Below are 24117 nucleotides of genomic sequence, written 5' to 3'. Positions count from 1 at the left end.
AGCAGCCAAGTTAGGCCACGGGTGGCCGCCCAAATAGTGGCCCGCGGCGATTTTTAGCGGCAGTAACAAAAGGACCGCGATAGAAATCGCGCTTGTTAGAAGACACCAGATGGTCAAACATTTTCGCATAGATCTATTTCCTCTCTGTCTTCGACGGGGAAACATAATTCTGCATAGCACCACTTCCCCAGTTAAGGAGTTCTGATACGCCCGCTCCCACAAACGGGCCAGCCGTCTCCCCTACAGCATCGCCGATCGCATAGCCAGCAGCACTCGACACCGCGTTCGTGCCGGCATTTGCAATTGCGTCTCCCTTACTAGGTGGATTGCTGTTCGTCACAGGCTTAACCAACAGGTCGGCTGCGACAGACGTCGCTACAGTAGCGCCGACAGTGACTGCGACACTGGTACCGTACGTGGCATAGTTGGTCGCGAACGCGCTGCCCGTATCAACAAAATCAAACTCCTTAGTGGGGTCTTTGAAGATCTGGATGCCCTGAGAGGCCGCATTGACCGCTGCACCAGCGGCGCCCGAATATGTACGCATGCCATTGTTTGCCGCGGCGATCACAATAGCAGCTTCCGGCGCAACTAGACCTGCTACGCCGGTCAAGACCGTCCCACCGACGAGCAGCGCAGTATTCTCACTCCGATACATCGCCTGCGTGCCCGGGTTATTCGGATCAACGTTGGCGTTATAGACCAGACAGTCAGTGCTCGCACAGGAGAAATATCCTGCTCCATGCGGGCCAATTTGTGACCCATAGTCGATCGGCGTGCTCGAGTAGCCGTTTCCGCAACGGCCACCAGCATCCCCCGCGGCTTGCTATATACAAGCCGGTATGCACGATTATTCATTTGTATTTGTCTGATGTACTCGAACGCGCACGCAATTTATCAGAAACAATTGGTAACCAATAGTTTGATTTTGTAACGTGACGTGAATGGGCAACACTGATGCAGAAAGCATCTTCAGCCTATCGACCAGAAGATTTACTGATGTGGCATTGCGAGGCAAAAACTGGCAAGCATGATCTGCCGGCAGCAATCACTCGTCTAGGCGAGTAGTGACAAGGACGCTGCGGCCAAATCACTGAAACCAGCGTTTCGTGAGGTCAAAGTCGCTGGTTAAATGCATGTTATATTCCGGATTAACTGACGTTAATTTCAGTCACTCGCAACACCATCGGGCATGGCCGCGGCAAACGCCGCATGGACATAGTGCGAACGCTGAAATGGTCTGGCCTCCAGCTGAACGGCGCCGTCCGGCAGTAGATTCCCCATGATTGGCCTTGCCCGTTTCAGCCGTAGTTTCTTCGACCGCGACTAACATCCCTCAAAGCTTGTTGTACGCAAACCGGTACGTCTGGTTATTCATTCCTCTTCGAACACCGTATTAATACCGTAGTCGAGGATATCGGAAACGCACCGTGAGTATTGTCAAGACGTGTCAGGTGCGCGACGTCTTAACAAGAATTCACAATCCTCGATAATTATCTGGTTGTGCTGAGCAAAGAGGCTTTGCGTTCGCGAATCAGGACTGAATAGGTGACTCCTAACGCGAGAGACAATGCCAGCGAGTTTTCAGCACAGCATCGGGTGCCTTTATGGCTTCCGTGTTGAACATAATTGAGGTGGTACGATTTCTTGCAGGCAGTCACGCCCGCTAATCGACGAGAAAGGGGATGACGACGGCATTCCTCGTGGCTGGATGCGCGTCGACATCGCGCTAAACGGACCTCGGGATATTTCGGATTGGCTCGATCTGGGAACAGGGGCGTTTGCATACCCAATGCCTGGCGATGGGCCTAAAAAGCCAAAAGCCGTTGAATTCTTTTAAATTCAACGGCTTCTCATTCAATTCGTGGCGGAGAGACGGGGATTCGAACCCCGGATAGGTTATTAACCTATACACGCTTTCCAGGCGTGCGACTTAAACCGCTCATCCATCTCTCCGGCGGGGAGCCGAATTATAGCAAACTTCGGGCCCTGCGCCAGACCCATGCGCAAACCGGCCTAAGGATGCCGGATGTAGTCCACCAGCGCCCTCGTATAAGCGTCCGGTTTCCGGGCCACCAGGCTCACCCCGATCGCCACCAGAAACCCCGCCGGCACGCCGAACACGCCCGAACTGATCGGCTCGATGCCAAACCACCGAGCTCCAGCGAAGCCCGTCATCTGCGTGAAGAACGGATACGTCGACACGATGTAGTAGATGCACACCACCAGCCCCGCCACCATGCCCGCGACAGCCCCGAGTCGCGTGGTCCGCTTCCAGAACACGCCTAACACCAGCACAGGAAACAGACTCGAAGCCGCCAGCGAAAACGCCGCGCCCACCAGAAACAGAATATTCCCCGTATTCAACGAAGCCACATACGAGGCGAACAACGCCACCCCAAGCAACAAAATCTTCGAGATCGTCACGCGCCGCTGGCTCGATGCTGTCGGATCGACCATGTGGTAGTAGACGTCGTGCGATAACGCGTTGGCGATAGTCAGCAGTAAACCATCCGCAGTCGAGAGCGCCGCGGCCAACGCACCGGCCGCGATCAACCCGGACATCACATACGGCAGCCCCGCGATCTCGGGCGCGGCGAGCACCACCATATCCGGCTGCATCTGGATCTCGCTCCAGCGCACGATACCGTCGCCGTTCGTGTCAGCAAGACTGATCAGACTCGGCTCGACCTTGCGCCACTGCGTGAGCCACTGCGGTAAATCGGAAAAGTGATGACCCACCAGGTTGGTCAGCATCTCGTACTTGATCAGCACTGCCAGCACAGGCACCGTCAGATAGAACAGCGCGACGAAGAACAGCGTCCAGCCGACCGAGCGTCGCGCGGACGCCACCGAGGTCGTCGTGTTGTAGCGCGTCAGGATATGCGGCAGGCTCGCGGTGCCAAGCGAAAGACACAGCAGCAGCGACAGAAAATTGCGCTCGTGGGTACGCCTGTCTTCTTCGCTCGTAACGGGAAACGGCTCGTGCATCGGCACCGGCGCGGCCGCGCGCATCAGCATCTCATCGCGGCGTTGGGTCCAGACGATCTGTGCGGCCGCGGCATCGTGTGGAAATTGTTCGAGCGCCCGCTCGCGTTCCTTGATCTCGCGCAGCGGACCATTGTGGCGTCGCAAGTCCGCGACTTCCTGCGTGAGGCGCAGCTTCTCGTCGACGAACGATTGCGGCAACGTGTCGAGCCGCATCTGCATCAGCTCGGCGCGCCGCCGATAATCGTCACGTACGGTCTGCTCGAGCGGCGCGTCGCGCACCTGCTTCTCCAGGCCTTCGACGCGCTCCATCAAGCGCCCGTAGTTGAACTGAGGCACCCAGCCGAGACCATCCTTATGCGCGATCATCGACACGGGAATCAGAATCGCCGCGATCAGGATGATGTATTGCGCGACCTGGGTCCACGTCACCGCACGCATGCCGCCCAGAAACGAACACACGAGAATGCCCGCGAGTCCGCAGAAAATACCAACCGCGAAATCCACGCCGATAAACCGCGTCGCGATCAAGCCGACGCCCTGAATCTGCGCGACCAGATAAACGAACGAACAGAGGATCGCCGCTAACGCAGCGAGTCCACGCACCGCGTTGCTCGAAAAGCGCGTGCCGAGAAAGTCGGGAATCGTGTAGCGCGCGAGTTTGCGCACATATGGCGCGAGCAGGAACGCGACGAGGCAATAGCCGCCGGTCCAGCCCATCAGATACGCGAGACCGTCATATCCGGTCGCATAGATCGACCCGGCGAGGCCGATGAACGATGCGGCGGACAACCAGTCGGCCGCAGTCGCCATGCCGTTGAAGACGGACGGCACGCGCCGCCCCGCTACGTAGTATTCGACGAGGTCGGACGTGCGCGACAGCAACCCGATCACCGCATAGACCGCGATCGGTACGAACAGGAACACATAGCCGATCCATACGCCGGGGCCTGTGGTCCGCTCGATGCGCCACATCACATAGATGAAAAGCAGGAAGCCGAGCGTATAGAGCGCGTATGAGCGGATCAGCCGGTTCGTGAGCTTCATCGGCTCAGCTTCCGCGCGCAGCGGGCGTGGTGGAATCGGCACTGGCACTGGCACTGGCACCGGCACTGGCATCCGCATCGAAAGCGCGTTGCAGACGGCGGTCGGCGCGCTGCATCAGCAGGATATAAACGACGATCAACGCTACGTAGATCAGAATCGCCCCTTGTGCACCGAAGTAGAACGGCAACCTGAAGCCGTTGAAGCGCATCTGATCCAACGCCGGCGCCACCAGCGGCAACACGAACGACACCACGAAGCCCAACGTCATCAACGTCGCGATCAACGCGAGATTGAAGCGCCAGTATTTCTGATGCGCGCGCGCCATCGCTGCCGAGACCGGAGGGGGTTCGGGCGCGGGATTGAGCGTAGCGTGAGAGGAGTGGTGTGGCGCAGCCATGCGCCTATGTATCAAAAAGCCACCGGGCAGGCAATTGGGATTGTCCGCGCGGTGGCTTTAACAGCCTGACGTGAGTGGTCGATACCTGGGTCCAGCCAAGGGCATATCGTTCGACACACCCTTGCTGCAAACCCAGGCAAACCTAAGCTCAGAGCGACTCGCCGAGCTGATCGAGAATCGCCGGGTTCTCCAGCGTCGACACGTCCTGGGTGATTTCCTCGCCCTTCGCGAGCGAGCGCAGCAAGCGACGCATGATCTTGCCCGAACGCGTCTTCGGCAGGTTCTCTCCGAAGCGGATGTCCTTCGGCTTGGCGATCGGACCGATCTCCTTGGCGACCCAATTGCGCAGTTCGTTGGCGAGCTTCACCGCTTCTTCGCCTTCAGGACGCGCGCGCTTGAGCACCACGAATGCGCACACGGCTTCGCCGGTGGTCGCATCAGGACGACCCACCACAGCAGCTTCAGCCACGAGCGGGTTCGACACCAGCGCCGACTCGATCTCCATCGTGCCGAGGCGGTGGCCGGACACATTGAGCACATCGTCGATGCGGCCCATGATCGTGAAGTAGCCGGTTTCCTTGTCGCGCACCGCGCCGTCGCCGGCGAGATACAGCGTGCCGCCGAGTTCTTCGGGGAAGTAGCTCTTCTTGTAGCGGTCCGGATCGCCCCATACGTTGCGCAGCATCGACGGCCATGGACGCTTCACCACCAGAATGCCGCCCTGCCCGTTCGGCACGTCCTGGCCGGTTTCATCGACCACGGCCGCCATGATGCCCGGCAGCGGCAGCGTGCACGACCCCGGCACCAATGGCGTCGCGCCCGGCAGCGGCGTGATCATGTGGCCGCCGGTTTCGGTTTGCCACCACGTATCGACGATCGGGCAGCGGCCGCCGCCGACGTTCTCGTGATACCACACCCATGCTTCCGGATTGATCGGCTCGCCGACCGTACCGATGATGCGCAACGTCGACAGGTCATAGCTCTTCGGATGCACTTTCTCGTCCGCTTCGGCAGCCTTGATCAGCGAGCGGATCGCGGTCGGCGCGGTATAGAACAGCGTGACCTTGTGCTTGGCGATCATGTCCCAGAAGCGGCCGGCGTTCGGATAGGTCGGCACGCCTTCGAACACGACCTGGGTGCCGCCAAGCGTCAACGGGCCATACGTGATGTAGCTATGGCCGGTGATCCAGCCGATGTCTGCGGTACACCAGAACACATCCGTGGGCTTCCAGTCGAACGTCCACTTCATGGTCTGCGCGGCCCACAGCAGATAGCCACCGGTGCTGTGCTGCACGCCCTTCGGCTTGCCGGTCGAACCCGACGTGTACAGGATGAAGAGCGGATGCTCGGCGCCGACCCACTCGGGCGCGCATTGATCCGATTCAGCCTGCGCGAGTTCATGCATCCACAGATCGCGGCTTTCGTTCCACGCGATTTTGCCGCCGGTGCGCTTGTAGACAATCACGCTCTTCACCGCATCGCAGCCGCCCATGGCGATGGCTTCGTCGGCGATGTTCTTCAGCGGCAATGCTTTACCGCCGCGCATCTGTTCGTCGGACGTGACGAGCGCGACAGCGCCCACGTCGACCAGCCGTTCATTGAGCGACTTCGACGAAAAGCCGCCGAACACCACCGAATGCGTTGCTCCGATCCGCGCGCACGCCTGCATCGCGACGACGCCTTCGATCGACATCGGCATATAGATCACGACGCGATCGCCCTTCTTCACGCCGCGTTTTTTCAGCGCGTTCGCAAAGCGCGACACACGTTGCAGCAGATCCTGATAGGTGACGTTGGTGACGGTGCCGTCGTCGGCTTCGAAGATGATCGCGACGCGTTCGCCATTGCCGGCTTCGACATGACGGTCGATGCTGTTATACGACGCGTTCAACTGGCCGTCTTCGAACCATGTGTAGAAAGGCGCTTTCGATTCGTCGAGCACTTTGCTGAAGGGCGTGTTCCAGCTTAGCGTCTCGCGAGCGAGGCGCCCCCAGAAACCCTCGTAATCGCGCTCCGCTTCGGCGACAAGCGCCTGGTACGCATCCATGCCGGAGATCGACGCGCCAGCCGCTGCTTCAGCGGAGGGCGGGAAAACACGGCGTTCCTGAAGAACCGATTCAATCGCAGACATCGACAACCCCTTGGTGAAGATGAAACGTAAAACCTGTACCGGCGCGCCTATGGCTCGCCATGTCATGATGGCGCCGCCATCCGTGATCGATAGGCCGCGCGCTGTCTCCAACCCTCGCGCAGCGATCGCCGATCGCTGCGCCGCGGCCCGTTCGCCTTTCACTTTCATTTATGCCGCACTGCAGCACAAATGACTGGCCGACGTTCCGCTCTCACGTTCAAACATAAACTTTGCAACTTACCGGCCACTTACGCGAGGTGCATCGCGTGGCGGGCGAAAACCCTAACTGGATCAGACTAGCCACGCACGGCATGCTACGCGCTACGGTCCGGTCATGCGTGCTGATCGACATACCGATACAAGCGATCCACGCCGAAATCGGGTACATGGGAAGCATCGCGTACGCCGCACCGGCGCCGCACCGTTACGCTGGTTCGCACGCCCTCTTACAATGCTAACTGAACTAGCCGTCTGGATTCCAGCTTGAATCGTTACTCCCTGCTTCTCATTACCTCGCCTGCGCAGTGGCAGGGATCTGGCTGGCGAGCCTGAAGGTCAAGCGATGCCGCCGGTGGCCTCGTCAGCGCCGCACTGCCCTCCGCGCCGCAGCAAATTTAACCGACGCTGTACAATAGCGCGCCTGACGCGAGCTTTTCCGGCCTTCCCTGGCCGCGTACCGCGCCGTCTGCGCCTCGTTTGCGTGCTTGATCCGCGCGTCTAAATGCGCTGCGGATCAGCGCATTTAGTCCGTGTTCCGTCACCTGCGTTTCATCTGACTCTTGCCTATGTCCGCTCCGCGCCCCGACTCAGCCCGTCAGCGCCGCCCGCTGCGTCCGCTCCCCGCCCTCATCTTCATGAGCCGCTGGCTGCAAGTGCCGCTCTACCTCGGCCTGATCGTCGCGCAAGGCGTGTACGTCGTCCTGTTCCTGAAAGAAGTCTGGCATCTGGTCAGCGCCTCCATGACGCTCGACGAAACCAACATCATGCTGGTGGTACTCGGCCTGATCGACGTGGTGATGATCTCGAACCTGCTGATCATGGTGATTATCGGCGGGTATGAAACCTTCGTGTCGCGCCTGGGCGTAGAGGGTCATCCGGACGAACCGGAATGGCTCGACCACGTGAACGCCGGCGTGCTGAAGGTCAAATTGTCGATGGCGCTGATCAGCATCTCGTCGATCCATCTGTTGAAGACCTTCATCAGCCCCGATCAGAATTCGACGCACACCATCATGTGGCAGGTCGTCATCCACGTCGCATTCCTCGTGTCGGCGCTGGTGATGGCTCTCGTCGACCGTCTGACCACCCATACACATCCGAAACATTTTCAGGAACCCGCGGCGCTGCATGTCGTGAGTTCGACCGGTTCCACTCCCCTGAAGGCGCACGACTGACCGCACTGCCCTGCGAGTCTGATAACAAGCGCCATTGTCCCCACTGAGCTAGCCATCATGACCGTCATCAAACAGGAAGATCTGATTCAGAGCATTGCTGATTCGCTTCAGTACATCAGCTATTACCACCCGCTCGATTACATCCAGGCCTTGGGCCGCGCTTACGAGCTCGAAGAGAGCCCGGCCGCGAAGGATGCGATCGCGCAGATCCTCACCAACAGCCGCATGTGCGCCGAAGGCAAGCGCCCGATCTGCCAGGACACCGGCATCGTCACGGTGTTCGTGAAGGTCGGCATGGACGTGCGTTGGGACGGTGCGACGATGGGCGTCACCGAGATGATCAACGAAGGCGTGCGCCGCGGTTACCTGAACCCGGACAACGTGCTGCGTGCATCGATCGTCAGCCCGCCGGAAGGCGCGCGCAAGAACACGAAAGACAACACGCCGGCCGTGATCCACTACGAGATCGTGCCGGGCGACAAGGTCGACGTGCAGGTTGCGGCGAAGGGCGGCGGCTCGGAGAACAAATCGAAGTTCGCGATGCTGAACCCTTCGGACTCGATCGTCGACTGGATTCTCAAGACCGTGCCGACCATGGGCGCAGGCTGGTGCCCGCCGGGCATGCTCGGCATCGGCATCGGCGGCACCGCCGAGAAAGCGATGGTGATGGCGAAGGAATCGCTGATGGATCCGATCGACATTCAGGACGTGATCGCGCGCGGCCCGCAGGACTGGATCGAAGAACTGCGTGTCGAACTGCACGAGAAGGTCAACGCGCTCGGCATCGGTGCACAAGGTCTCGGCGGTCTGGCTACGGTCCTCGACGTCAAGATCATGGCCGCACCGACTCACGCTGCGAGCAAGCCGATCGCAATCATCCCGAACTGCGCAGCGACCCGTCACGCGCACTTCACGCTGGATGGTTCGGGCGTGGCGAAGCTCGAAGCGCCGTCGCTCGACGCATGGCCGAAAGTCCAGTGGGAACCGGACACGGAAAAGAGCCAGCGCGTCGATCTGAACACGCTGACGCCGGAAGAAGTCGCAGCCTGGAAGCCGGGCCAGACGCTGCTGCTGTCGGGCAAGATGTTGACGGGCCGTGACGCGGCGCATAAGCGCATCGCCGACATGCTCGCGAAGGGCGAAAAGCTGCCGGTCGACTTCACGAATCGCGTGATCTATTACGTCGGACCAGTCGATCCGGTGCGTGACGAAGCAGTCGGCCCGGCAGGCCCGACCACCGCCACGCGGATGGACAAGTTCACCGAGACGATGTTGTCGCAAACCGGTCTTATTTCGATGATCGGCAAAGCCGAGCGTGGCCCGGTTGCGATCGAGGCGATCAAGAAGCACAAGGCCGCGTATCTGATGGCCGTGGGCGGCGCCGCTTACCTCGTATCGAAAGCAATTCGCAGCGCGAAGGTTCTCGCGTTCGAAGACCTCGGCATGGAAGCGATCTACGAGTTCGACGTGCAGGACATGCCCGTGACGGTCGCCGTCGATTCGAACGGCACCTCGGTGCACCAGACCGGCCCGAAGGAGTGGCAAGCCAAGATCGGCAAGATTCCGGTCGCGACGGTTTGATCGGCGTTTGATCGACAGTAACAGCTGAAAAAGTAGAAGCCGGGGCCTCGAACCCCGGCTTTTTTATCATGAAATGAGAACGGTACGCATCACGCACAAAACCTTGCAAATCAAGGCAAAAAACTGTGTTTTTGCCTTGGCTTTTTGTCCTTCGGCGTTTATTGTTCTGGGAAATTCAAGTCTCTAATAAGGAAACCCCATGCAAGGCGACAAGAAAGTTATCGAGTATCTGAACTCCCAGCTCAAGAACGAGCTCACCGCCATTAACCAGTACTTCCTGCACGCACGGATGTACAAGCACTGGGGACTCGAAAAACTCGGCAAGCATGAATACGACGAATCGATCGGCGAAATGAAGCACGCCGACTGGCTGATCGAACGCATTTTCATGCTCGACGGCCTGCCGAACCTGCAAGACCTGCACAAGCTGCTGATCGGCGAAGAAACCAAAGAAATCCTCGAATGCGATCTGAAGCTCGAACAGATTTCGCAAAGCACCTGCAAAGAAGCAATCGCGTATTGCGAATCCGTACGTGATTTCATCTCGCGCGAAATCTTCGTGAAGATTCTCGACGACACTGAAGAACACATTGACTGGCTCGAAACGCAACTGGATCTGATCGACAAGGTCGGCATCCAGAACTACCAGCAAAGTGCGATGGGTTCGGTCGAGTCCTGATCGGACCACGTTGGAACGGCCCGCGCGCCGGTTCATGGGCCTGCTCGTACGCCGTCCCGGTTGGCAGCTCATTTGTCAGGACCGGCGCCGCGCGGGCGGTATACTTGCGCACTTCCCCGTTTTCGTGAGTTTTCCGTGACCGCTGTGCCGCGCGTGTCCTCATCGCCTATGACCGCAGAATCGCCGTCCTCAAGTGCCAGGATTGCCACCTCAGGCGGCGGTTCGCGAGCGCCGGTCGGCATATTCGATTCGGGTCTGGGCGGTTTGTCGGTGCTGCGGGCGGTTCGGGCGCAACTGCCCGGCGAGGCGCTCATCTATGTCGCCGACTCGCTCTACGCCCCCTACGGCGAACGCGACGACGACTTCATCGCCGACCGTACCCTCGCAATCGGACAATGGCTCGCCAGCCAGGGCGCGAAGGCGCTGGTGGTCGCATGCAACACGGCGACCGCACAGTCAATCGCGCTGGTCCGCGAAAAGCTGGCGATTCCGCTGGTGGGGGTCGAACCCGGCATCAAACCGGCCGCGCTGCAGTCGAAAACACGCGTCGCCGGCGTGCTCGCCACACAAGTGACCTTGCGCAGTGCCCGCTTTCAGGGGCTGCTGGAGCGCTACGCCGCCGATTGCCGTTTTCTTTGCCAGCCGGGCCACGGGCTCGTACAGGCGGTGGAACGCTGCGACGTAGGCTCCGCCGAACTGCGCGCGCTGCTGCGCAGCTACCTGCAGCCCATGCTCGATGCCGGCGCCGACACCCTGGTGCTCGGCTGCACCCACTACCCGTTTCTCGATGCAGCGATCCGCGACATCGTCGGCGACCGGCTAATGCTGATCGATACGAGCGTGGCCATTGCGCGCCAGCTCGAACGGGTACTCGACCAGCACGGGTTGCGCGCCGTCCCGGAAAGCGCCGGCGCTGTTCTGCCCCGCTTTTATTCGACCAGCGACGGCACCCATCAGCAACAGCTCGCCGCGACCCTGCTGCAAATCGATGCCGCAGTCGACCAGGTCGTGATTCCGTCGCGCCGCACGGCAGCGCCGGATTCCCAAGCCGCATAAAACCCCTCGCCACCGCGTTTTTGGGCCGCCGCGCGGCCTTTTTGCACGCTTTTTAGGCGTTTTCGCACCTTCTCCGGCGCTTGCCCGGGATTCCGCTCTTTAGGCGAAACCCTTCTAAGAGTCTGGTTTTGTTACAAAAAATCATGCAGGACGCTTGCCAAACGAGCCAATCAAAATGATAATAGTTCGCATTAACGTTAGCTATGACGCCCTGCCATGATTGTCTGTGTCTGCAAGTCTGTTTCTGACCGAAAGATCCGTGCCTCGATCGCGGATGGCGTCGATTCGTTCGACGAACTCCAGTTCGAACTCGGCGTCGCTTCCTGCTGTGGCAAGTGCGCGGATTCCGTGCGCGGCGTCATGATGGAAAGCGGCGTGTGCGCGAGCCGCTGCGGCTTCGATCATCACTCGCAGGCCATGCCGCTGACGTTTTACGAACGCAAGGCCGCCTGAGTCGCGGCTTGAGGGCGCGGCCCACGCGGCGCGCCCAGAGTGTTCACTGCCTCCCTGCTTCATGCTCTGTTTCACGCGCTGCTTCACGCGTTATCCCACTGCCGTCAGCAAGCCAGTATCCGTACCAGCCAGCTACCCGCTCACCCGTCAAAAGGAGTTCGAGATGGAATTGCTGATTGGTTTCGTGACTACTTTGTTCATTTCGCTGTTGATCTTCCGAACATGACGATGTCTTGTCTGACGTGCCGCATCGACGGCACGCCGCCACGCTAACATGCAGGCCTCGCATCCCGTTTCAGCCGGCGCCACGTCGGCTTCGTCCCCCCGAATGAATGCCCGTGCGTTGGCCGCGACTGCCGCGGTCGCGGCAATTCACATCGCTTTGCTTGCAGTAATCCTGACGCTGCGTCATGAACCGCTGCAACCCGTGATCGAATCGAAGGTGATGACCGCGCAGTTGCTGGCGCCGGCACCGGTCGCCGCGCCCGTGGCGCTGCAATCGATCGCCCCGCCGCCCAAGCCAATCCCGCCGGTTCACACCAAGCCGAAGGTCCAGCCCAAACCGACACCAACGCCTAAGCCGACACCCACGCCGTTGCCGGTCGCCGCGGCTCCGTCGCCGACGCCTGTCGCCGCGCCCGAGCCGACGCCCGCGGCTGCCGCACCGGCTGCGCCTGCCGCTCAGGCCGCGCCGGCAATCGGCCGTCCGACCATGGACATCACGGCGCCGAAGAATGTCTCGCACATCGAGTGCAGCATGATCGTGCCGGACTACCCCGCGCTGTCGAAGCGCCGCGGCGAAACCGGTACGGCCTACGTGACGTTCGTCATCGGACCGACGGGGAAGGTCGAAAGCATCTCGCTCAAAAAGAGCAGCGGCTTCAGCCGTCTGGACGACGCCGCCATCGCCGCCGCGCATGCGAGCTCGTGCAAGCCCTATGTCGAGAACGGTCAGGCTATTCGGGCCACGGCCACCCAGCCTTACAACTTCAATCTGAACGATTGAGGCAGATTTTAAAAACAAGGAATTGCAATGCAAAACTACGGATTGGCGCACGTGTGGGCGCAAGGGGATTTCGTGACGCGCGGTATCGCGCTCGCGCTGCTGATCATGTCGGTCATGTCGTGGAGCGTGATCGTCATCAAAGGCTGGAATGTGATGCGCCTGAAGCGTCTCACGAAGAATGCCGAGCAGCAGTTCTGGCATTCGGACGATCTCGCCGACGGCGTGAAGAAGCTCGGCGCCGAATCGTCGACGCCGCAGGACAATCCGTTTCTCGCGCTCGCGCTGTCGGGCCAGGAAGCAGCCGATCACCATCATCAGACGCAGCCGCATCTGCACGATCGCATGGACGTGTCGGATTGGGTGACGCGCTGCCTGAAGGACACGATGGACGAAAGCGTCGCGCGCATGCAAAGCGGTCTGGCGATTCTCGCCTCAATCGGCAGCACGGCGCCGTTCGTCGGCCTGTTCGGCACGGTGTGGGGCATCTATCACGCACTGCTGGCAATCGGCGCAAGCGGCCAGTCGTCGATCGATCAGGTCGCGGGCCCGGTGGGTGAAGCACTGATCATGACCGCGTTCGGCCTGTTCGTCGCGATTCCGGCTGTGCTCGGCTACAACGCACTGACGCGCGCCAACAAGGCGATCGTCGCCAAGCTGAGCCGCTTTGCACACGGCCTGCATGCGTTCTTCGTGACGGGCGCCCGTCTGTCGTCATCCAAACGCGGCGACGGTTTGCGCCTCGCGCGCGCCAACTGATCGACGAGGCATTCCGATGGCAATGAGCCCCTTCGCCGGCGACGATGACGACGGCCTGATGAACGAAATCAACATGACGCCGCTCGTCGACGTGATGTTGGTTCTCCTGATCGTCTTCATGGTGACGATTCCGGTGATTCGTCACGCGGTCAAAATCGATCTGCCGCATGCGAGCAGTCAGAAGGAAGACACCAAGCCCGCGCAAGTCACGGTCTCCGTCGATGCGGACGGCAACGTCTTGTGGGACGACAAGAAAGTCGACGACGCAGCGCTGCGCGCGAAAATTGCAGAGGCTGCGCAAGCGAATCCGCAGCCGGAGCTGCATCTGGATGCGGACCGCAAGGTCGCGTACGAGAAAGTGGCGGAAGTGATGTCGGCGGCGCAGGCCGGCGGTCTCACGAAGATCGGCTTCGTCACGCAGCCCAAAGGCAAATAATCGCAAGTGATCTGAGCGCAGCAATGCGCCCTTGTTAAGCAGCGTCTGCCGAAAAAACAGAAAAGCCCTTGAAACAAGGGCTAAAAGTAAAAGGCCTTCATCGTCAGATGAAGGCCTTTTTTTTGCGCACTCGGCGCCTTCGGGCGGCGGGATCATTTACCATCAGAAGATGACTGATAGCTCGAGTCACCGCATGCGACAGCCGTGATCGACACGGACAGCGCGGTCAGCCCTATCAGGCCCACTATCATAGAGGCCATGAGTTTTCGCATAAGAGACTCCTTAGCGAAGGGATTTCACTATAGGCCTGTGAGCGCGCGCATTCAAGCAAACCGCCATTGAAAGTACTCATGACAGGCGGCGCTTAAATGCTAAAAGCGATGTTGCCGTGCGTAATAAGTGCTATGAGGCAACCGCAAAAGCGGGCTGCGCGGCGTCTTGCTCGGTGCGCGTCGGACACTCGCCCATGATGTGCTTGCCTTCGTCCGGATCGAGCATTTCGACCAGATAATCGACGAACGCGCGCACAGCCGGCACCATTCCCTGCCGCGACACGAATACCGCGTACAACTGCGGCGTCGGAAAGGTCCAGCCCGGCATCACCGGCGACAATTGCCCCGCGCGCAGCGCGCTGCCGTACATCATCTCCGGCAATGCGGCGATACCCACGCCGGACAGCACCGCTTCACGGATCGTCATCAGATCGGCGGTGACGAGGCGCGGCTCGTGTTCGTGCGCGTGGCGCGTGCCGTCGGGGGCGATCAGCTCGAAGACATGGCGTCCGTCGCCGGTTGGCACGTCGAGCGTTTCGAACCGGCTCAGATCGGCAGGCAACAGCGGCGGCGCATTCTGCTGCAACAGGCTCGGTGCGCCGACCAGCATCTGCTGCGTGCGCCACAACGGCCGCACGACGATGTTGGCGTTCTCCGGTGGAGCAGAGCGCACGCGCAACGCGATATCGATCGAATCTTCAAACAGATCGACCACACGGTTCGTGACGCGCATTACCACACGCACTTCCGGGTAGCGATGCATGAATTCCGGCAGGATCTGCGACAGGATGGTCTGCGAAATCGTCACCGGCACGCTCACGCGCACCGTGCCACGTGGCGACGACCGCAATTGCTGCACGACGTTGACGGCCGCCTGTGCTTCGCTCAGCATCGCCTGACAGTGCTGGTAGAAGAGCTGGCCGGCTTCAGTGAGCGCCAGCTTACGGGTGGAACGCTGCAGCAAACGTACGCCTAACGACGCTTCCAGCTCGGTGAGCCGGCGCGACAGGCGCGACTTGGAAATGCCCAGCACGCGCTCGGCGGCAGAAAAACCACCATGTTCGACGACCTGCGAAAAATACATCAGGTCATTCAGATTGTGTGAATCGATCTTCATCTCATCGTTCCAGTAATAGAACAATCCATTGCGTGAGGGTGGCTGGCGCCTAGGAAAACGGTCCCTATAATAGCTCTATGTTTCAAAAATAACGCTATTCCCCATTTTTCAAGGTGACTTTTGATGAGCACGACACGCACGATCGAACGCACGTTTCCCGCCGTTCGCACGACCGAAGGCGGCGGCTTTATCGTCCACCGTCCGTTTCCCACCCGTTTGCTGATGGATTTTGATCCGTTCCTGCTGCTCGACGAAATGGGGCCGATCGACTACGCGCCGGGCGAGGCAAAAGGCGCGCCGGATCATCCGCATCGCGGCTTCGAAACGGTCACGTACGCGCTCGAGGGCCAGTTCGGCCACAAGGATTCGGCGGGCCATTCGGGCACGCTGCATGCCGGCGACGTGCAATGGATGACGGCGGGCGCAGGCGTCGTGCACAGTGAAATGCCGGACCCGTCGTTCATGCGTACGGGTGGGCGGGTGCATGGCGTGCAACTGTGGGTGAACCTGCCGCGCCGCGACAAGATGATCGCGCCGCGCTATCAGGAGATACCGTCGGCCAGCATTCCGGTCGCAACGTCCGCGGACGGCAAGGTCCGCGTCAAGGTGATCGCGGGCGAAGCGCTCGGCGTGAAGGCGGCGATCGAAACGCGCACGCCGATCCTGTATCAGCATTTCTCGCTGCAACCGGGCGCGACGATCCAGCAACCGGTGCCGGCCGACTATCGCGTGTTTGCTTACAGCCTGTCCGGCAAGGGCTTCTACGGCGAAGGGGAAGCACGCCAGGAAATCGACGCACAGAAGATGGTGGTGTTTCGGAACGACGGCGACTCGATCACGCTCACAGCTGGCGCCGAGCCGCTCGAAGTGCTGCTGCTGGGCGGCGTGCCGCTGAAAGAGCCGGTGGTGCGCTACGGTCCGTTCGTGATGAACACGGAAGACGAAATCCGTCAGGCCGTGACCGATTACCAGGCCGGGCGCATGGGCGCGATCACCCACTGATGTGCCACATCGGCACGCGCCGCCGCTCATGATTGCGGTGACGCGGCGCTCATCACCCTCCCGCGCCGCCGCTGCGCATGGGCACGAAGGCCGGTGAATTCGTTCACAATAGCAATTCATGCCGCGCACCACGCTGTCCAACCGTGATGGATCGTGGTGCGCGGCGATTTCCGTCCCTGTTCAGGAGCGCGCATGGCAGAGTCCACCGTCACCGCCCACATCGGTTCGACGAATTTCCAGGTCCTTTTCGATGACGGCAAGCACACGTGGCTCGCCGACGAACCCGAGTCGCTTGGCGGCGGTGATCGCGGGCCGACGCCCGTCGCGCTGTTGCTGTCGAGCCTCGGCGCCTGTACGTCGATCACGCTGAAGATGTACGCTCAGCGTAAGGGCTGGCCGCTCGCCGACGTGCGCGTGGCGCTGTCGCTTGAAACCGGCGACGCGGGTTCGACCATCGACCGCAAGATCATGCTGGAAGGCGATCTGTCCGACGAGCAGCGGGAACGGCTCTTGCAGATTGCCAATGCGTGCCCGGTTCACAAGATCCTCACACATTCGATCACGATCCGTTCGGGTCTTGCCGTCGCCTGAAGCCATGCGAGCCGCACGCGTCGACACATTGGCGCGATAGCTCGCCGAGCGCGACAATGGTGTGGTTGGCTCAGCCGGGCTGAACGTTATGCAACGCTTTCATAGGAAGCCGTCGTTTTGAATTTCGAACACCTTATCCAGATCAACGATCCGTTGAATCCGTTTGTCGACTCGATGACCCGCGAGCAGTTATGGGAAGGCCTCGTGCTGCGCGCCGAACAGCCGCAACTGTTCGTGATCGGACTCGATAGTTGCACCATCCTTTCGCGCGAAGGCGACACGCTCGAACGGGAGCTGCACTACGGCAAGGCCACCGTGCGCGACCGTGTCACGCTGCAGGATCGCCAGAGCGTGCGTTACGACATTCTGCCGACCGCGGACTATGTCGGCGGCTCGCTGACCATGACGATCGAGCAGCCTGACGAATTGCAATTGTTCCTGCGCTTCGAATACACGACCACCTTGCCGGTCTCCGACGACCAGGACGCTGTGACGACGCAAGAGATCGTGAAGTCAGCGTATCGCGAGAACGATATCGATACCGTGCGACTGATCCGCCAGTACGTGCAGGCGAGGCAAGAACCCGGTTCATTGCATTGATGCGTGTGCGGGCGTTCCGCCCGTATCATTCAACTATCGAAAGTTGAATCCGATGAATTTCTCTTTCTTGTAAATGGGAATAGTTATCATTTAGAATTAATCCATCGAATCGACCAACAGCAAAAACGAATGACCGATCTCAACCGCTCTTCCACACTCAGCCTGCGCCGCCCGGCGGCCGCGCTGACCAGCCGTCCGAAAGCATCGACGGCGACGGCAACCGCCGCGAAGCCGGCAGCGGATCACGCCAACGAGACGAGCGAGAAGTCGGATCGGGTCGTGCGCAGCGACGCGCTGCTGCAAGGACATAGCCACGTCAGCATCCTGCATAACGGCGAGACCTACCAACTGCGTGCAACGCGGTTAGGCAAGCTGATCCTGACGAAGTAACAGGCAACACCGAACCGGGTATTGTGGGGACCACCTCCTCGAGAGGTGTTAGGCATTAGCCAGCCACGACGGCTTGCACGTGAGAACTAGACCCCTTCGTGCAGACACCAAGCCAGTCGTCGCAGCCAGCCAGGCCGCTTTTTTGGTTCTCACCCAATGCGGATACACGACACGACGTGTGTCGCACATGCAGAAAATGAAAAAGCCGTGGGATGCTGTCATCTCCACGGCTTTTGTTTTGCACGGCGCCGATCGGCTCCCGGCAGCGCGTTGAAGCGTTAAGACTTACTTCGAAGCCCAGCCCCAGAACATGAGCCACCATGCGCTATCGACCACCGCCAGCGCCGCTGCGAACCATACCATCGCGAGGCCGCGTTGACCGAAGCGCTCGCTATAGCGACGTGTGACGAGCCAGGCGAGCCACGCGCTCCACAGGTTGGCAATCGCCAGTATCGCGATACGCATATCCGACGCCCACCACAACGACAGATGCTCCGCGCGCAGCAGCGACAGCGTAGTCGCCGACAAGCCGAGGAACACACCTGCGCCGGCAATCGGAATCAGGCCTTGCGTCAAATGATGCAGACGCACGAAGCTGAAGCGCCCCAGCATGCGCGACGCGCCCATCAACAGCACCAGCAGCACCGTGCCGTACACCAGCGCCGTGGCGAGGATGTAGCCGATCACCATCGTGCCGTCGAGCCACGAGAACACGTCGTTCTGCTCGGGGTAATGCGTGAACAGGAACCACGGCGCGTTGGTGTCGAGCGGCCACGAGATGTCATGATCGACCAGCCAGGTGGCGAAGAACATCTTCAGGTCGACGAACCAGCGCGAAGCGGTCCAGTGGAATGCGCCGATCGCGATGCCGAGCAGGCCGTACAGGATCAATGCGGTGTCCCACGGGTTCGCCTGTTTGTCGCCGAGCTGCACGACTTCCGACGACGGCGCACGCCACGTCAGCGCGATCGCGTCGCGATGTCCGCTGCAACGGCCGCACATATGACAGTCCGACGCGCCCTTCATATTGCGCAGCGGCACCAGCGGCGCGCAGTTGATTGGAATCACGCGATGCCCATGTTCGCCGTTCTTGTACGAACGGCGCCACGCGTCTTCATCGACTTTGTAATGGAACGGCGCGAGACGCGCCAGTAGCGAAAAAACCCCATTGACGGGGCACAGGTACTTGCACCAGACGCGCTTCTCGCGTCCGTACAGCAGGCCGATGATCATCGCCGCGAAGGTCGAGCCGCCGAGCACCAGCAGCACCGCTTTCGGATACTGGTAGACGCTGACCATCTGCCCATAGATGGTGGTGATGCCGAACGCGACGAACGGCCAGCCGCCCCAGCGCATCCAGCGCGGAATCGCCCAACCGCGGCCATATTTGCTGGCAAATTCGGCGAGCGCGCCTTCCGGACACAGCACGCCGCACCAGACACGACCGAGCATCACCATCGACAGCAGCACGAACGGCCACCAGATGCCCCAGAACACGAACTGCGCGGCAAGCGTCAGGTTGGTCCACAGATGCGCGGTGTCGTCCGGCAGCGGCATCACCGCCGGCACGAGAATCAGGAACGCGTACACCGCCACCACAACCCACTGAATGCCGCGGATCAAACCGCCGTGACGCTGCATCCACTGCCCGGCCGCGGCAAGGCGGCCCGGGCGGGTCATAACGGTACTCATGCCGCGCGCCCCGCGGCCTGCTGCGCCGGTTTGCGATTCGCGCGGCGCACCAACAGATAGACAACCAACCAGTACACGGCATAGGCGACCAGATTCATCAGCGCAGGGTGGGCGCGATAACCGGTAAGCGTCGCGACCAGCGAACCGAAGGTACTCGAGTCGTCGAGGATGGCCGACGAGTTCCACATCTGGTCGATGATCGTCGGCAGAAATTCCTTGTCGATCAGCTTGTCGACACCGGTCTGGAACAGACCCGCGCCGAGGAACAGCAGCATGATTTCAGTGACACGGAAGAAGAGCCGCCACGAGAAATACTTGCCGCCCAACTGCAGCACGTAGAAGGTCAGCAATGCGAGACCGAGGCCGATGATCACAGCGAGCATCTGGCTACCATCCACGTGACCCGATTGGCCAAAGCCGAGACCGTACAGGAAGATCACTGTTTCACTGCCTTCGCGCGCGATTGCCAAGGCGACCAGCAAGGCGACACCCCACCAGTTCGAATCGCGCTTGCTCTTTTGCAGCGACTGTTCCATGTCGCGCTTGAGGGACCGGCCGTGCTGCTTCATCCACAGCACCATCTGCACGATCAGCACACACGCAACCAGCACCATTGCGGTCTGGAAATAGTCCTGCGCGTCACCGGAGAGCACTTCGGTGAAACCAACCAGCGCCGCGCCGAGCGCGACCGCCGCGACCACACCGGCCGCGACGCCGCCCCACAGGTACGGCAAACCGCGGCGCGCATCGTCGTCGCCATTTTTCAACCACGCGTACAGGATGCCGACGACCAGCAAGGCCTCAACGCTTTCCCGCCACACGATGAACAAAATCTGACCCATCCAAGCTCTCCCTTCTACCCTGCTACTGCTTTGGCGAACGCGTAACCCGGTTGCTCAAGGCATGCGCTCGCACCCCAAGCCATGACTATTACTTCGCGACGATCACGCCCTGCGCCTGCTGATGGAAATCGTCGAAGAACTTGTACTCGCCCGGCGAGAGCGGAGCGATGACGACGAACGAATCCCCGCCCGGCGCCAGCACTTTCTCTTTACGCAACTGCACGCTTTCGAATTCGGCCGCGCCCTTGCCGGTGTTGCGTATCGCGATCTTGATGCGCTGCCCTGCCGGCACTTCGATGCGCGCCGGATTGAGCTTGCCGTCGTTCATTTCCAGGTTGAAGGTCGGCAGATCCGCTGCGTGCGCGGCCCCCACCGTCAAAGCGGTCATGGCGAGGATCGCGATTTTTCGGTTAATTCTCATTAGCCTTTCCGGAAAACGCGGCGCCGAGGTTCATGCCTGGCGCCGTCTGCTGCATTCATTCATGCGGTTCGCTCCGCGTTTGGCGCGGCAAACCGTGATGATTCGCGTTGATCCGCGTTGATCAGTACCCGCCCTTCTTGCCGATGCCCGCGTACGTGAAGTCGTATTCGAGCGTGATCGGCTTGAACCACGGACCCACGCCGGTTTCCTTGTCGACGTGACGGCCGAAAGCCATGTGGCCGGTTTGCATCGGCGCGTCGACCACGAGCTTCAGGTGGTATTTGCCGGGGCCCTGCAGCTTGACGTTGTCGCCGTAATGCGGACCGTCGTTGGCGACCATCGCCATCATGTCGCCCTTCTGAGTCTGATTCGAACCGGCTTTGGTCAATTCATAGCGAACTTGCAGATACGGCATCCAGTCGCCTTCGGCGAAACCGGTCGGATTGTTCTTGACTGCGTGGATGTCGGCTTCCAGGTGGACGTCCGAATCCGACGCCTTGCGCATCATGCCTTCGGGTTCCATCGTGATCGGCTGCAGATAGACCGCACCGATTTCCATGCCGCCCTGAATCTGGTGCTTGCCGATCGGGTATTCCGCTGCCGTTGCGGAGAGCGCCGCTACCGCGGCCACCGCTGCTGCGCCACCACGCACAAATGAAGAAATCCGCATTGAAACTCCTTGTTTTTATCAGACTGGAATCGAACTCATTGGAACAGTGCGGTGCGCATGCTTTTTAAGCCGCGGTCCCCACGTCCACTGACAGGGGCGACAGACCGCAGACAATCGCATTACGAACGTTAATGCGAACCATTCTCAATATTGGTCGAGTTTATCATTGATCGGCAGGGAGAACAAACGAGGAGACACCCAAAGCCTTATCGGAGCAGGGTCTTAAGGCGGTGTTAAGGGAAGCGCAGGGACGGTGTTGGCGGGGTGCAATGCGCTGGAAAGGCAAGGCGCGGCACATTGCCGCGCCTTTCTTCGCGCCTTCCTTGATAAGCAGGAAGAATTTATTCGACGCCGGGCACGTGGTCGCCGACGTTCGCGCCAAATACGCGCTGCCGCAGCAGCGCCAATTGGTCGCGGGTCTGTGCGGCCTTTTCGAACTCGAGATTCTTGGCGTGCTCCATCATCTGCTTTTCGAGGCGCTTGAGTTCCTTGGCGAGCTGCTTCTCGGACATGTCCTCGAATTTCGCCCGAGTCTGCTGTTCCTTCAGCTCGGCGCGAGCGTCGTCGACGTTGTACACCCCGTCGATGATGTCACGAATCCGTTTGACCACGCCGCGCGGCGTAATGCCGTGCTCCAGGTTGTAGGCGATCTGCTTGGCGCGCCGCCGCTCGGTTTCGTCGATGGCGCGGCGCATCGAATCGGTCACCCGGTCCGCGTAGAGAATCGCTTTACCGTTCACGTTACGCGCCGCCCGGCCGATGGTCTGGATCAGCGAGCGCTCGGCGCGCAGGAAACCTTCCTTGTCCGCGTCGAGAATCGCAACCAGCGAAACTTCCGGAATATCCAGCCCCTCGCGCAGCAGGTTGATCCCGACCAGCACGTCGAACGTGCCCAGCCGCAGATCGCGGATGATTTCGACCCGCTCCACCGTATCGATGTCGCTGTGCAGGTAGCGCACCTTGACGCCGTGGTCGGCCAGAAATTCGGTCAACTGCTCGGCCATCCGCTTGGTCAGCACCGTGACCAGCACACGGTCGCCCACTTTGACACGCTCGTTGATTTCGGCCAGCACATCGTCGACCTGGGTACGCGCCGGACGCACCTCGATTTCCGGATCGACGAGGCCAGTCGGACGCACCAGCTGCTCGGCCACTTGCCCCGCCGTTTTCTTTTCGTAATCGGCCGGCGTGGCCGACACGAACACGACCTGGCGCATCTTGCGCTCGAACTCGTTGAACTTGAGCGGGCGATTGTCGAGCGCCGACGGCAAGCGAAAACCGTAGTCGACCAGATTCTCTTTACGCGCCCGGTCGCCGTTATACATGCCGTTCAACTGGCCGATCAGCACATGCGACTCGTCGAGCAGCATCAGCGCGTCGGGCGGCAAATAGTCAACCAGCGTCGGCGGCGGCTCGCCGGGTGCTGCGCCCGAGAAGTGCCGCGAGTAGTTCTCGATGCCCTTGCAGAAGCCCAACTCCTGCAGCATTTCCAGATCGAAGCGGGTGCGCTGCTCGAGCCGCTGCGCTTCGACGAGCTTTCCGTTGCTATAGAAGAACTCGAGCCGGTCGCGCAGTTCGGTCTTGATCGTTTCGACCGCGCGCACCACGGTATCGCGCGGCGTCACATAGTGCGACGACGGGTACACGGTGAAGCGGGAAATCTTCTGCCGCACGCGGCCGGTGAGCGGATCGAACAGTTGCAGCGTCTCAACCTCGTCGTCGAATAACTCGATGCGCACCGCCATTTCGGCGTGCTCGGCCGGGAAAATATCGATCGTGTCGCCGCGCACGCGGAACGAACCGCGCTGGAAGTCGGCTTCATTGCGGTTGTACTGCATCGCGATCAGCCGGGCGATGATGTCGCGCTGGCCGAGCTTGTCGCCGGTGCGTAGCGTCAGAATCATCTTGTGATATTCCGACGGGTTGCCGATACCGTAAATCGCCGACACCGTGCCGACGATGATCACGTCGCGCCGCTCCATCAGGCTCTTGGTGGCCGACAGCCGCATCTGCTCGATGTGCTCGTTGATCGACGAATCTTTCTCGATGAACAGGTCGCGCTGCGGCACATACGCTTCCGGCTGGTAGTAGTCGTAGTACGAGACGAAGTACTCGACCGCATTGCGCGGAAAGAACTCGCGAAACTCCGAATAGAGCTGCGCGGCGAGTGTCTTGTTCGGCGCGAACACGATCGCCGGCCGGCCGAGCCGCGCGATGGTGTTGGCCATCGTGAAGGTTTTGCCGGAGCCGGTCACGCCGAGCAGCGTCTGGAACGACAACCCGTCCTCGATGCCTTCGACGAGCGTGTCGATCGCCGTGGGCTGGTCGCCCGCGGGCGGATACGGCTGGTAAAGCTGGAACGGCGAGCCTTCGAACGCGACGAATTTGGATTCGTCAAGCGTCTCGTCGACTTCAGTCAGATGTTGTTCGGACATGGGGGCGGCACCTGTCTCTTATACACATCTAAAAAAAACAAAAAAAAAAATCGGTAATAAAATAATATAGTAGATGTGAATACGTGACTTGGACATAGATAGATAAATACAAGCACGGGAATGATACACGTGTAGATAGGTGGATATGTCGAACGTAGAGG

At 60.4% G+C, this 24117-nt stretch carries 23 protein-coding genes and 1 tRNA gene; 12 read left to right on the top strand and 12 right to left on the bottom strand.

Annotated features, from left to right (window positions below; translation table 11 throughout):
* Window positions 1–133: 133 nt before the first annotated feature.
* The 6 genes from FSO04_RS31655 to acs all read right to left on the bottom strand — a co-directional run bounded on the left by FSO04_RS31655 (window position 134) and on the right by acs (window position 6563).
* Window positions 134–613, bottom strand: coding sequence for a hypothetical protein (locus FSO04_RS31655; protein ID WP_154565537.1), 480 nt, complete (start codon window positions 611–613; stop codon window positions 134–136).
* Window positions 610–858, bottom strand: a complete 249-nt coding sequence (locus FSO04_RS48825) for an ESPR-type extended signal peptide-containing protein (RefSeq protein ID WP_154565536.1) — start codon at window positions 856–858, stop codon at window positions 610–612. The genes FSO04_RS31655 and FSO04_RS48825 overlap by 4 nt, the downstream gene beginning before the upstream one ends.
* 1007 nt (window positions 859–1865) lie before the next feature.
* Window positions 1866–1956 (bottom strand) — tRNA-Ser (locus tag FSO04_RS31645).
* A 60-nt stretch (window positions 1957–2016) separates the two neighbouring features.
* The gene (locus FSO04_RS31640) at window positions 2017–4035 is read right to left on the bottom strand and encodes a sodium:solute symporter family protein (RefSeq protein WP_154565535.1); all 2019 of its coding nucleotides are present in this window, start codon (window positions 4033–4035) and stop codon (window positions 2017–2019) included.
* A 4-nt stretch (window positions 4036–4039) separates the two neighbouring features.
* A complete protein-coding gene (locus tag FSO04_RS31635; RefSeq protein ID WP_154565534.1) occupies window positions 4040–4432 on the bottom strand; it encodes a DUF4212 domain-containing protein in 393 nt (130 codons plus the stop codon).
* A gap of 148 nt (window positions 4433–4580) precedes the next feature.
* Window positions 4581–6563 (bottom strand): acetate--CoA ligase, encoded by a 1983-nt coding sequence (gene acs / locus FSO04_RS31630; protein ID WP_154565533.1) that lies wholly within the window; start codon window positions 6561–6563, stop codon window positions 4581–4583.
* 785 nt (window positions 6564–7348) lie between these two features.
* Between acs and FSO04_RS31625 the strand changes: the two genes are divergently transcribed.
* The 8 genes from FSO04_RS31625 (at window position 7349) to FSO04_RS31590 (ending at window position 13924) form a co-directional block, all read left to right on the top strand.
* Window positions 7349–7957: a TIGR00645 family protein gene (locus FSO04_RS31625; RefSeq protein WP_154565532.1), complete on the top strand. Its 609-nt coding sequence runs from the start codon at window positions 7349–7351 to the stop codon at window positions 7955–7957.
* A gap of 57 nt (window positions 7958–8014) precedes the next feature.
* Complete coding sequence (locus tag FSO04_RS31620) at window positions 8015–9538, top strand: fumarate hydratase (RefSeq protein ID WP_154565531.1); 1524 nt, start codon at window positions 8015–8017, stop codon at window positions 9536–9538.
* A gap of 199 nt (window positions 9539–9737) precedes the next feature.
* A complete protein-coding gene (bfr, locus tag FSO04_RS31615) occupies window positions 9738–10217 on the top strand; it encodes a bacterioferritin (protein ID WP_154565530.1) in 480 nt (159 codons plus the stop codon).
* 168 nt (window positions 10218–10385) lie between these two features.
* Window positions 10386–11273 carry a glutamate racemase gene (gene murI / locus FSO04_RS31610; RefSeq protein WP_154565529.1) on the top strand — a complete coding sequence of 296 codons (888 nt, stop codon included), beginning with the start codon at window positions 10386–10388 and terminating at the stop codon, window positions 11271–11273.
* 216 nt (window positions 11274–11489) lie between these two features.
* A complete protein-coding gene (locus FSO04_RS31605) occupies window positions 11490–11726 on the top strand; it encodes a (2Fe-2S)-binding protein (protein WP_097391932.1) in 237 nt (78 codons plus the stop codon).
* Between the two features lie 274 nt (window positions 11727–12000).
* The gene (locus tag FSO04_RS31600; protein ID WP_154565528.1) at window positions 12001–12732 is read left to right on the top strand and encodes an energy transducer TonB; all 732 of its coding nucleotides are present in this window, start codon (window positions 12001–12003) and stop codon (window positions 12730–12732) included.
* A gap of 27 nt (window positions 12733–12759) precedes the next feature.
* Window positions 12760–13488, top strand: coding sequence for a MotA/TolQ/ExbB proton channel family protein (locus tag FSO04_RS31595; RefSeq protein WP_054042128.1), 729 nt, complete (start codon window positions 12760–12762; stop codon window positions 13486–13488).
* A 16-nt stretch (window positions 13489–13504) separates the two neighbouring features.
* Window positions 13505–13924 (top strand): ExbD/TolR family protein, encoded by a 420-nt coding sequence (locus FSO04_RS31590; RefSeq protein WP_054042130.1) that lies wholly within the window; start codon window positions 13505–13507, stop codon window positions 13922–13924.
* Window positions 13925–14326: 402 nt separating this feature from the next.
* Here FSO04_RS31590 and FSO04_RS31585 read toward each other — a convergent pair whose 3' ends face one another.
* Complete coding sequence (locus FSO04_RS31585; RefSeq protein ID WP_154565527.1) at window positions 14327–15313, bottom strand: LysR family transcriptional regulator; 987 nt, start codon at window positions 15311–15313, stop codon at window positions 14327–14329.
* A 123-nt stretch (window positions 15314–15436) separates the two neighbouring features.
* Here FSO04_RS31585 and FSO04_RS31580 point away from each other — a divergent pair, with 123 nt between their 5' ends.
* The 4 genes from FSO04_RS31580 to hemP all read left to right on the top strand — a co-directional run bounded on the left by FSO04_RS31580 (window position 15437) and on the right by hemP (window position 17896).
* Window positions 15437–16315 (top strand): pirin family protein, encoded by an 879-nt coding sequence (locus tag FSO04_RS31580; protein WP_154565526.1) that lies wholly within the window; start codon window positions 15437–15439, stop codon window positions 16313–16315.
* A 192-nt stretch (window positions 16316–16507) separates the two neighbouring features.
* Window positions 16508–16906, top strand: coding sequence for an OsmC family protein (locus tag FSO04_RS31575; protein ID WP_154565525.1), 399 nt, complete (start codon window positions 16508–16510; stop codon window positions 16904–16906).
* 117 nt (window positions 16907–17023) lie between these two features.
* Window positions 17024–17506 (top strand): SRPBCC family protein, encoded by a 483-nt coding sequence (locus FSO04_RS31570; protein WP_154565524.1) that lies wholly within the window; start codon window positions 17024–17026, stop codon window positions 17504–17506.
* Between the two features lie 129 nt (window positions 17507–17635).
* Window positions 17636–17896 carry a hemin uptake protein HemP gene (gene hemP / locus FSO04_RS31565; RefSeq protein ID WP_154565523.1) on the top strand — a complete coding sequence of 87 codons (261 nt, stop codon included), beginning with the start codon at window positions 17636–17638 and terminating at the stop codon, window positions 17894–17896.
* Window positions 17897–18181: 285 nt separating this feature from the next.
* Here the strand turns inward: hemP and FSO04_RS31560 are convergent, their stop codons facing one another.
* The 5 genes from FSO04_RS31560 to uvrB all read right to left on the bottom strand — a co-directional run bounded on the left by FSO04_RS31560 (window position 18182) and on the right by uvrB (window position 23956).
* Entirely contained in the window at window positions 18182–19588 is a 1407-nt protein-coding gene (locus tag FSO04_RS31560; protein ID WP_154565522.1) for a 4Fe-4S binding protein, read from the bottom strand.
* Entirely contained in the window at window positions 19585–20430 is an 846-nt protein-coding gene (locus tag FSO04_RS31555; protein ID WP_154565521.1) for an FTR1 family iron permease, read from the bottom strand. The genes FSO04_RS31560 and FSO04_RS31555 overlap by 4 nt, the downstream gene beginning before the upstream one ends.
* Window positions 20431–20518: 88 nt before the next feature.
* Window positions 20519–20851, bottom strand: a complete 333-nt coding sequence (locus FSO04_RS31550) for a cupredoxin domain-containing protein (RefSeq protein ID WP_154565520.1) — start codon at window positions 20849–20851, stop codon at window positions 20519–20521.
* 121 nt (window positions 20852–20972) lie between these two features.
* A complete protein-coding gene (locus tag FSO04_RS31545; RefSeq protein ID WP_154565519.1) occupies window positions 20973–21521 on the bottom strand; it encodes an iron transporter in 549 nt (182 codons plus the stop codon).
* A 341-nt stretch (window positions 21522–21862) separates the two neighbouring features.
* Window positions 21863–23956 carry an excinuclease ABC subunit UvrB gene (uvrB, locus tag FSO04_RS31540; protein WP_154565518.1) on the bottom strand — a complete coding sequence of 698 codons (2094 nt, stop codon included), beginning with the start codon at window positions 23954–23956 and terminating at the stop codon, window positions 21863–21865.
* Between the last annotated feature and the right edge of the window lie 161 nt (window positions 23957–24117).

Source organism: Paraburkholderia madseniana (genome assembly GCF_009690905.1).
Classification (GTDB): Bacteria; Pseudomonadota; Gammaproteobacteria; order Burkholderiales; family Burkholderiaceae; genus Paraburkholderia; species Paraburkholderia madseniana.
Note: the sequence above shows the minus strand (reverse complement) of the source record. Positions and strands in the feature narration are given on the sequence as shown.

Bases quoted from the DNA above. Each gene is read 5' to 3' on its own strand.
- FSO04_RS31635 (WP_154565534.1), bottom strand. From the start codon at position 4,432: ATGGCTGCGCCACACCACTCCTCTCACGCTACGCTCAATCCCGCGCCC.
- FSO04_RS31620 (WP_154565531.1), top strand. From the start codon at position 8,015: ATGACCGTCATCAAACAGGAAGATCTGATTCAGAGCATTGCTGATTCG.
- FSO04_RS31585 (WP_154565527.1), bottom strand. From the start codon at position 15,313: ATGAAGATCGATTCACACAATCTGAATGACCTGATGTATTTTTCGCAG.
- bfr (WP_154565530.1), top strand. From the start codon at position 9,738: ATGCAAGGCGACAAGAAAGTTATCGAGTATCTGAACTCCCAGCTCAAG.
- acs (WP_154565533.1), bottom strand. From the start codon at position 6,563: ATGTCTGCGATTGAATCGGTTCTTCAGGAACGCCGTGTTTTCCCGCCC.
- FSO04_RS31555 (WP_154565521.1), bottom strand. From the start codon at position 20,430: ATGGGTCAGATTTTGTTCATCGTGTGGCGGGAAAGCGTTGAGGCCTTG.
- FSO04_RS31625 (WP_154565532.1), top strand. From the start codon at position 7,349: ATGTCCGCTCCGCGCCCCGACTCAGCCCGTCAGCGCCGCCCGCTGCGT.
- FSO04_RS31600 (WP_154565528.1), top strand. From the start codon at position 12,001: ATGCAGGCCTCGCATCCCGTTTCAGCCGGCGCCACGTCGGCTTCGTCC.
- FSO04_RS31560 (WP_154565522.1), bottom strand. From the start codon at position 19,588: ATGAGTACCGTTATGACCCGCCCGGGCCGCCTTGCCGCGGCCGGGCAG.
- uvrB (WP_154565518.1), bottom strand. From the start codon at position 23,956: ATGTCCGAACAACATCTGACTGAAGTCGACGAGACGCTTGACGAATCC.
- FSO04_RS31605 (WP_097391932.1), top strand. From the start codon at position 11,490: ATGATTGTCTGTGTCTGCAAGTCTGTTTCTGACCGAAAGATCCGTGCC.
- FSO04_RS31550 (WP_154565520.1), bottom strand. From the start codon at position 20,851: ATGAGAATTAACCGAAAAATCGCGATCCTCGCCATGACCGCTTTGACG.
- FSO04_RS31575 (WP_154565525.1), top strand. From the start codon at position 16,508: ATGGCAGAGTCCACCGTCACCGCCCACATCGGTTCGACGAATTTCCAG.
- murI (WP_154565529.1), top strand. From the start codon at position 10,386: ATGACCGCAGAATCGCCGTCCTCAAGTGCCAGGATTGCCACCTCAGGC.
- FSO04_RS31545 (WP_154565519.1), bottom strand. From the start codon at position 21,521: ATGCGGATTTCTTCATTTGTGCGTGGTGGCGCAGCAGCGGTGGCCGCG.
- FSO04_RS31590 (WP_054042130.1), top strand. From the start codon at position 13,505: ATGGCAATGAGCCCCTTCGCCGGCGACGATGACGACGGCCTGATGAAC.
- hemP (WP_154565523.1), top strand. From the start codon at position 17,636: ATGACCGATCTCAACCGCTCTTCCACACTCAGCCTGCGCCGCCCGGCG.
- FSO04_RS48825 (WP_154565536.1), bottom strand. From the start codon at position 858: ATGAATAATCGTGCATACCGGCTTGTATATAGCAAGCCGCGGGGGATG.
- FSO04_RS31580 (WP_154565526.1), top strand. From the start codon at position 15,437: ATGAGCACGACACGCACGATCGAACGCACGTTTCCCGCCGTTCGCACG.
- FSO04_RS31595 (WP_054042128.1), top strand. From the start codon at position 12,760: ATGCAAAACTACGGATTGGCGCACGTGTGGGCGCAAGGGGATTTCGTG.
- FSO04_RS31640 (WP_154565535.1), bottom strand. From the start codon at position 4,035: ATGAAGCTCACGAACCGGCTGATCCGCTCATACGCGCTCTATACGCTC.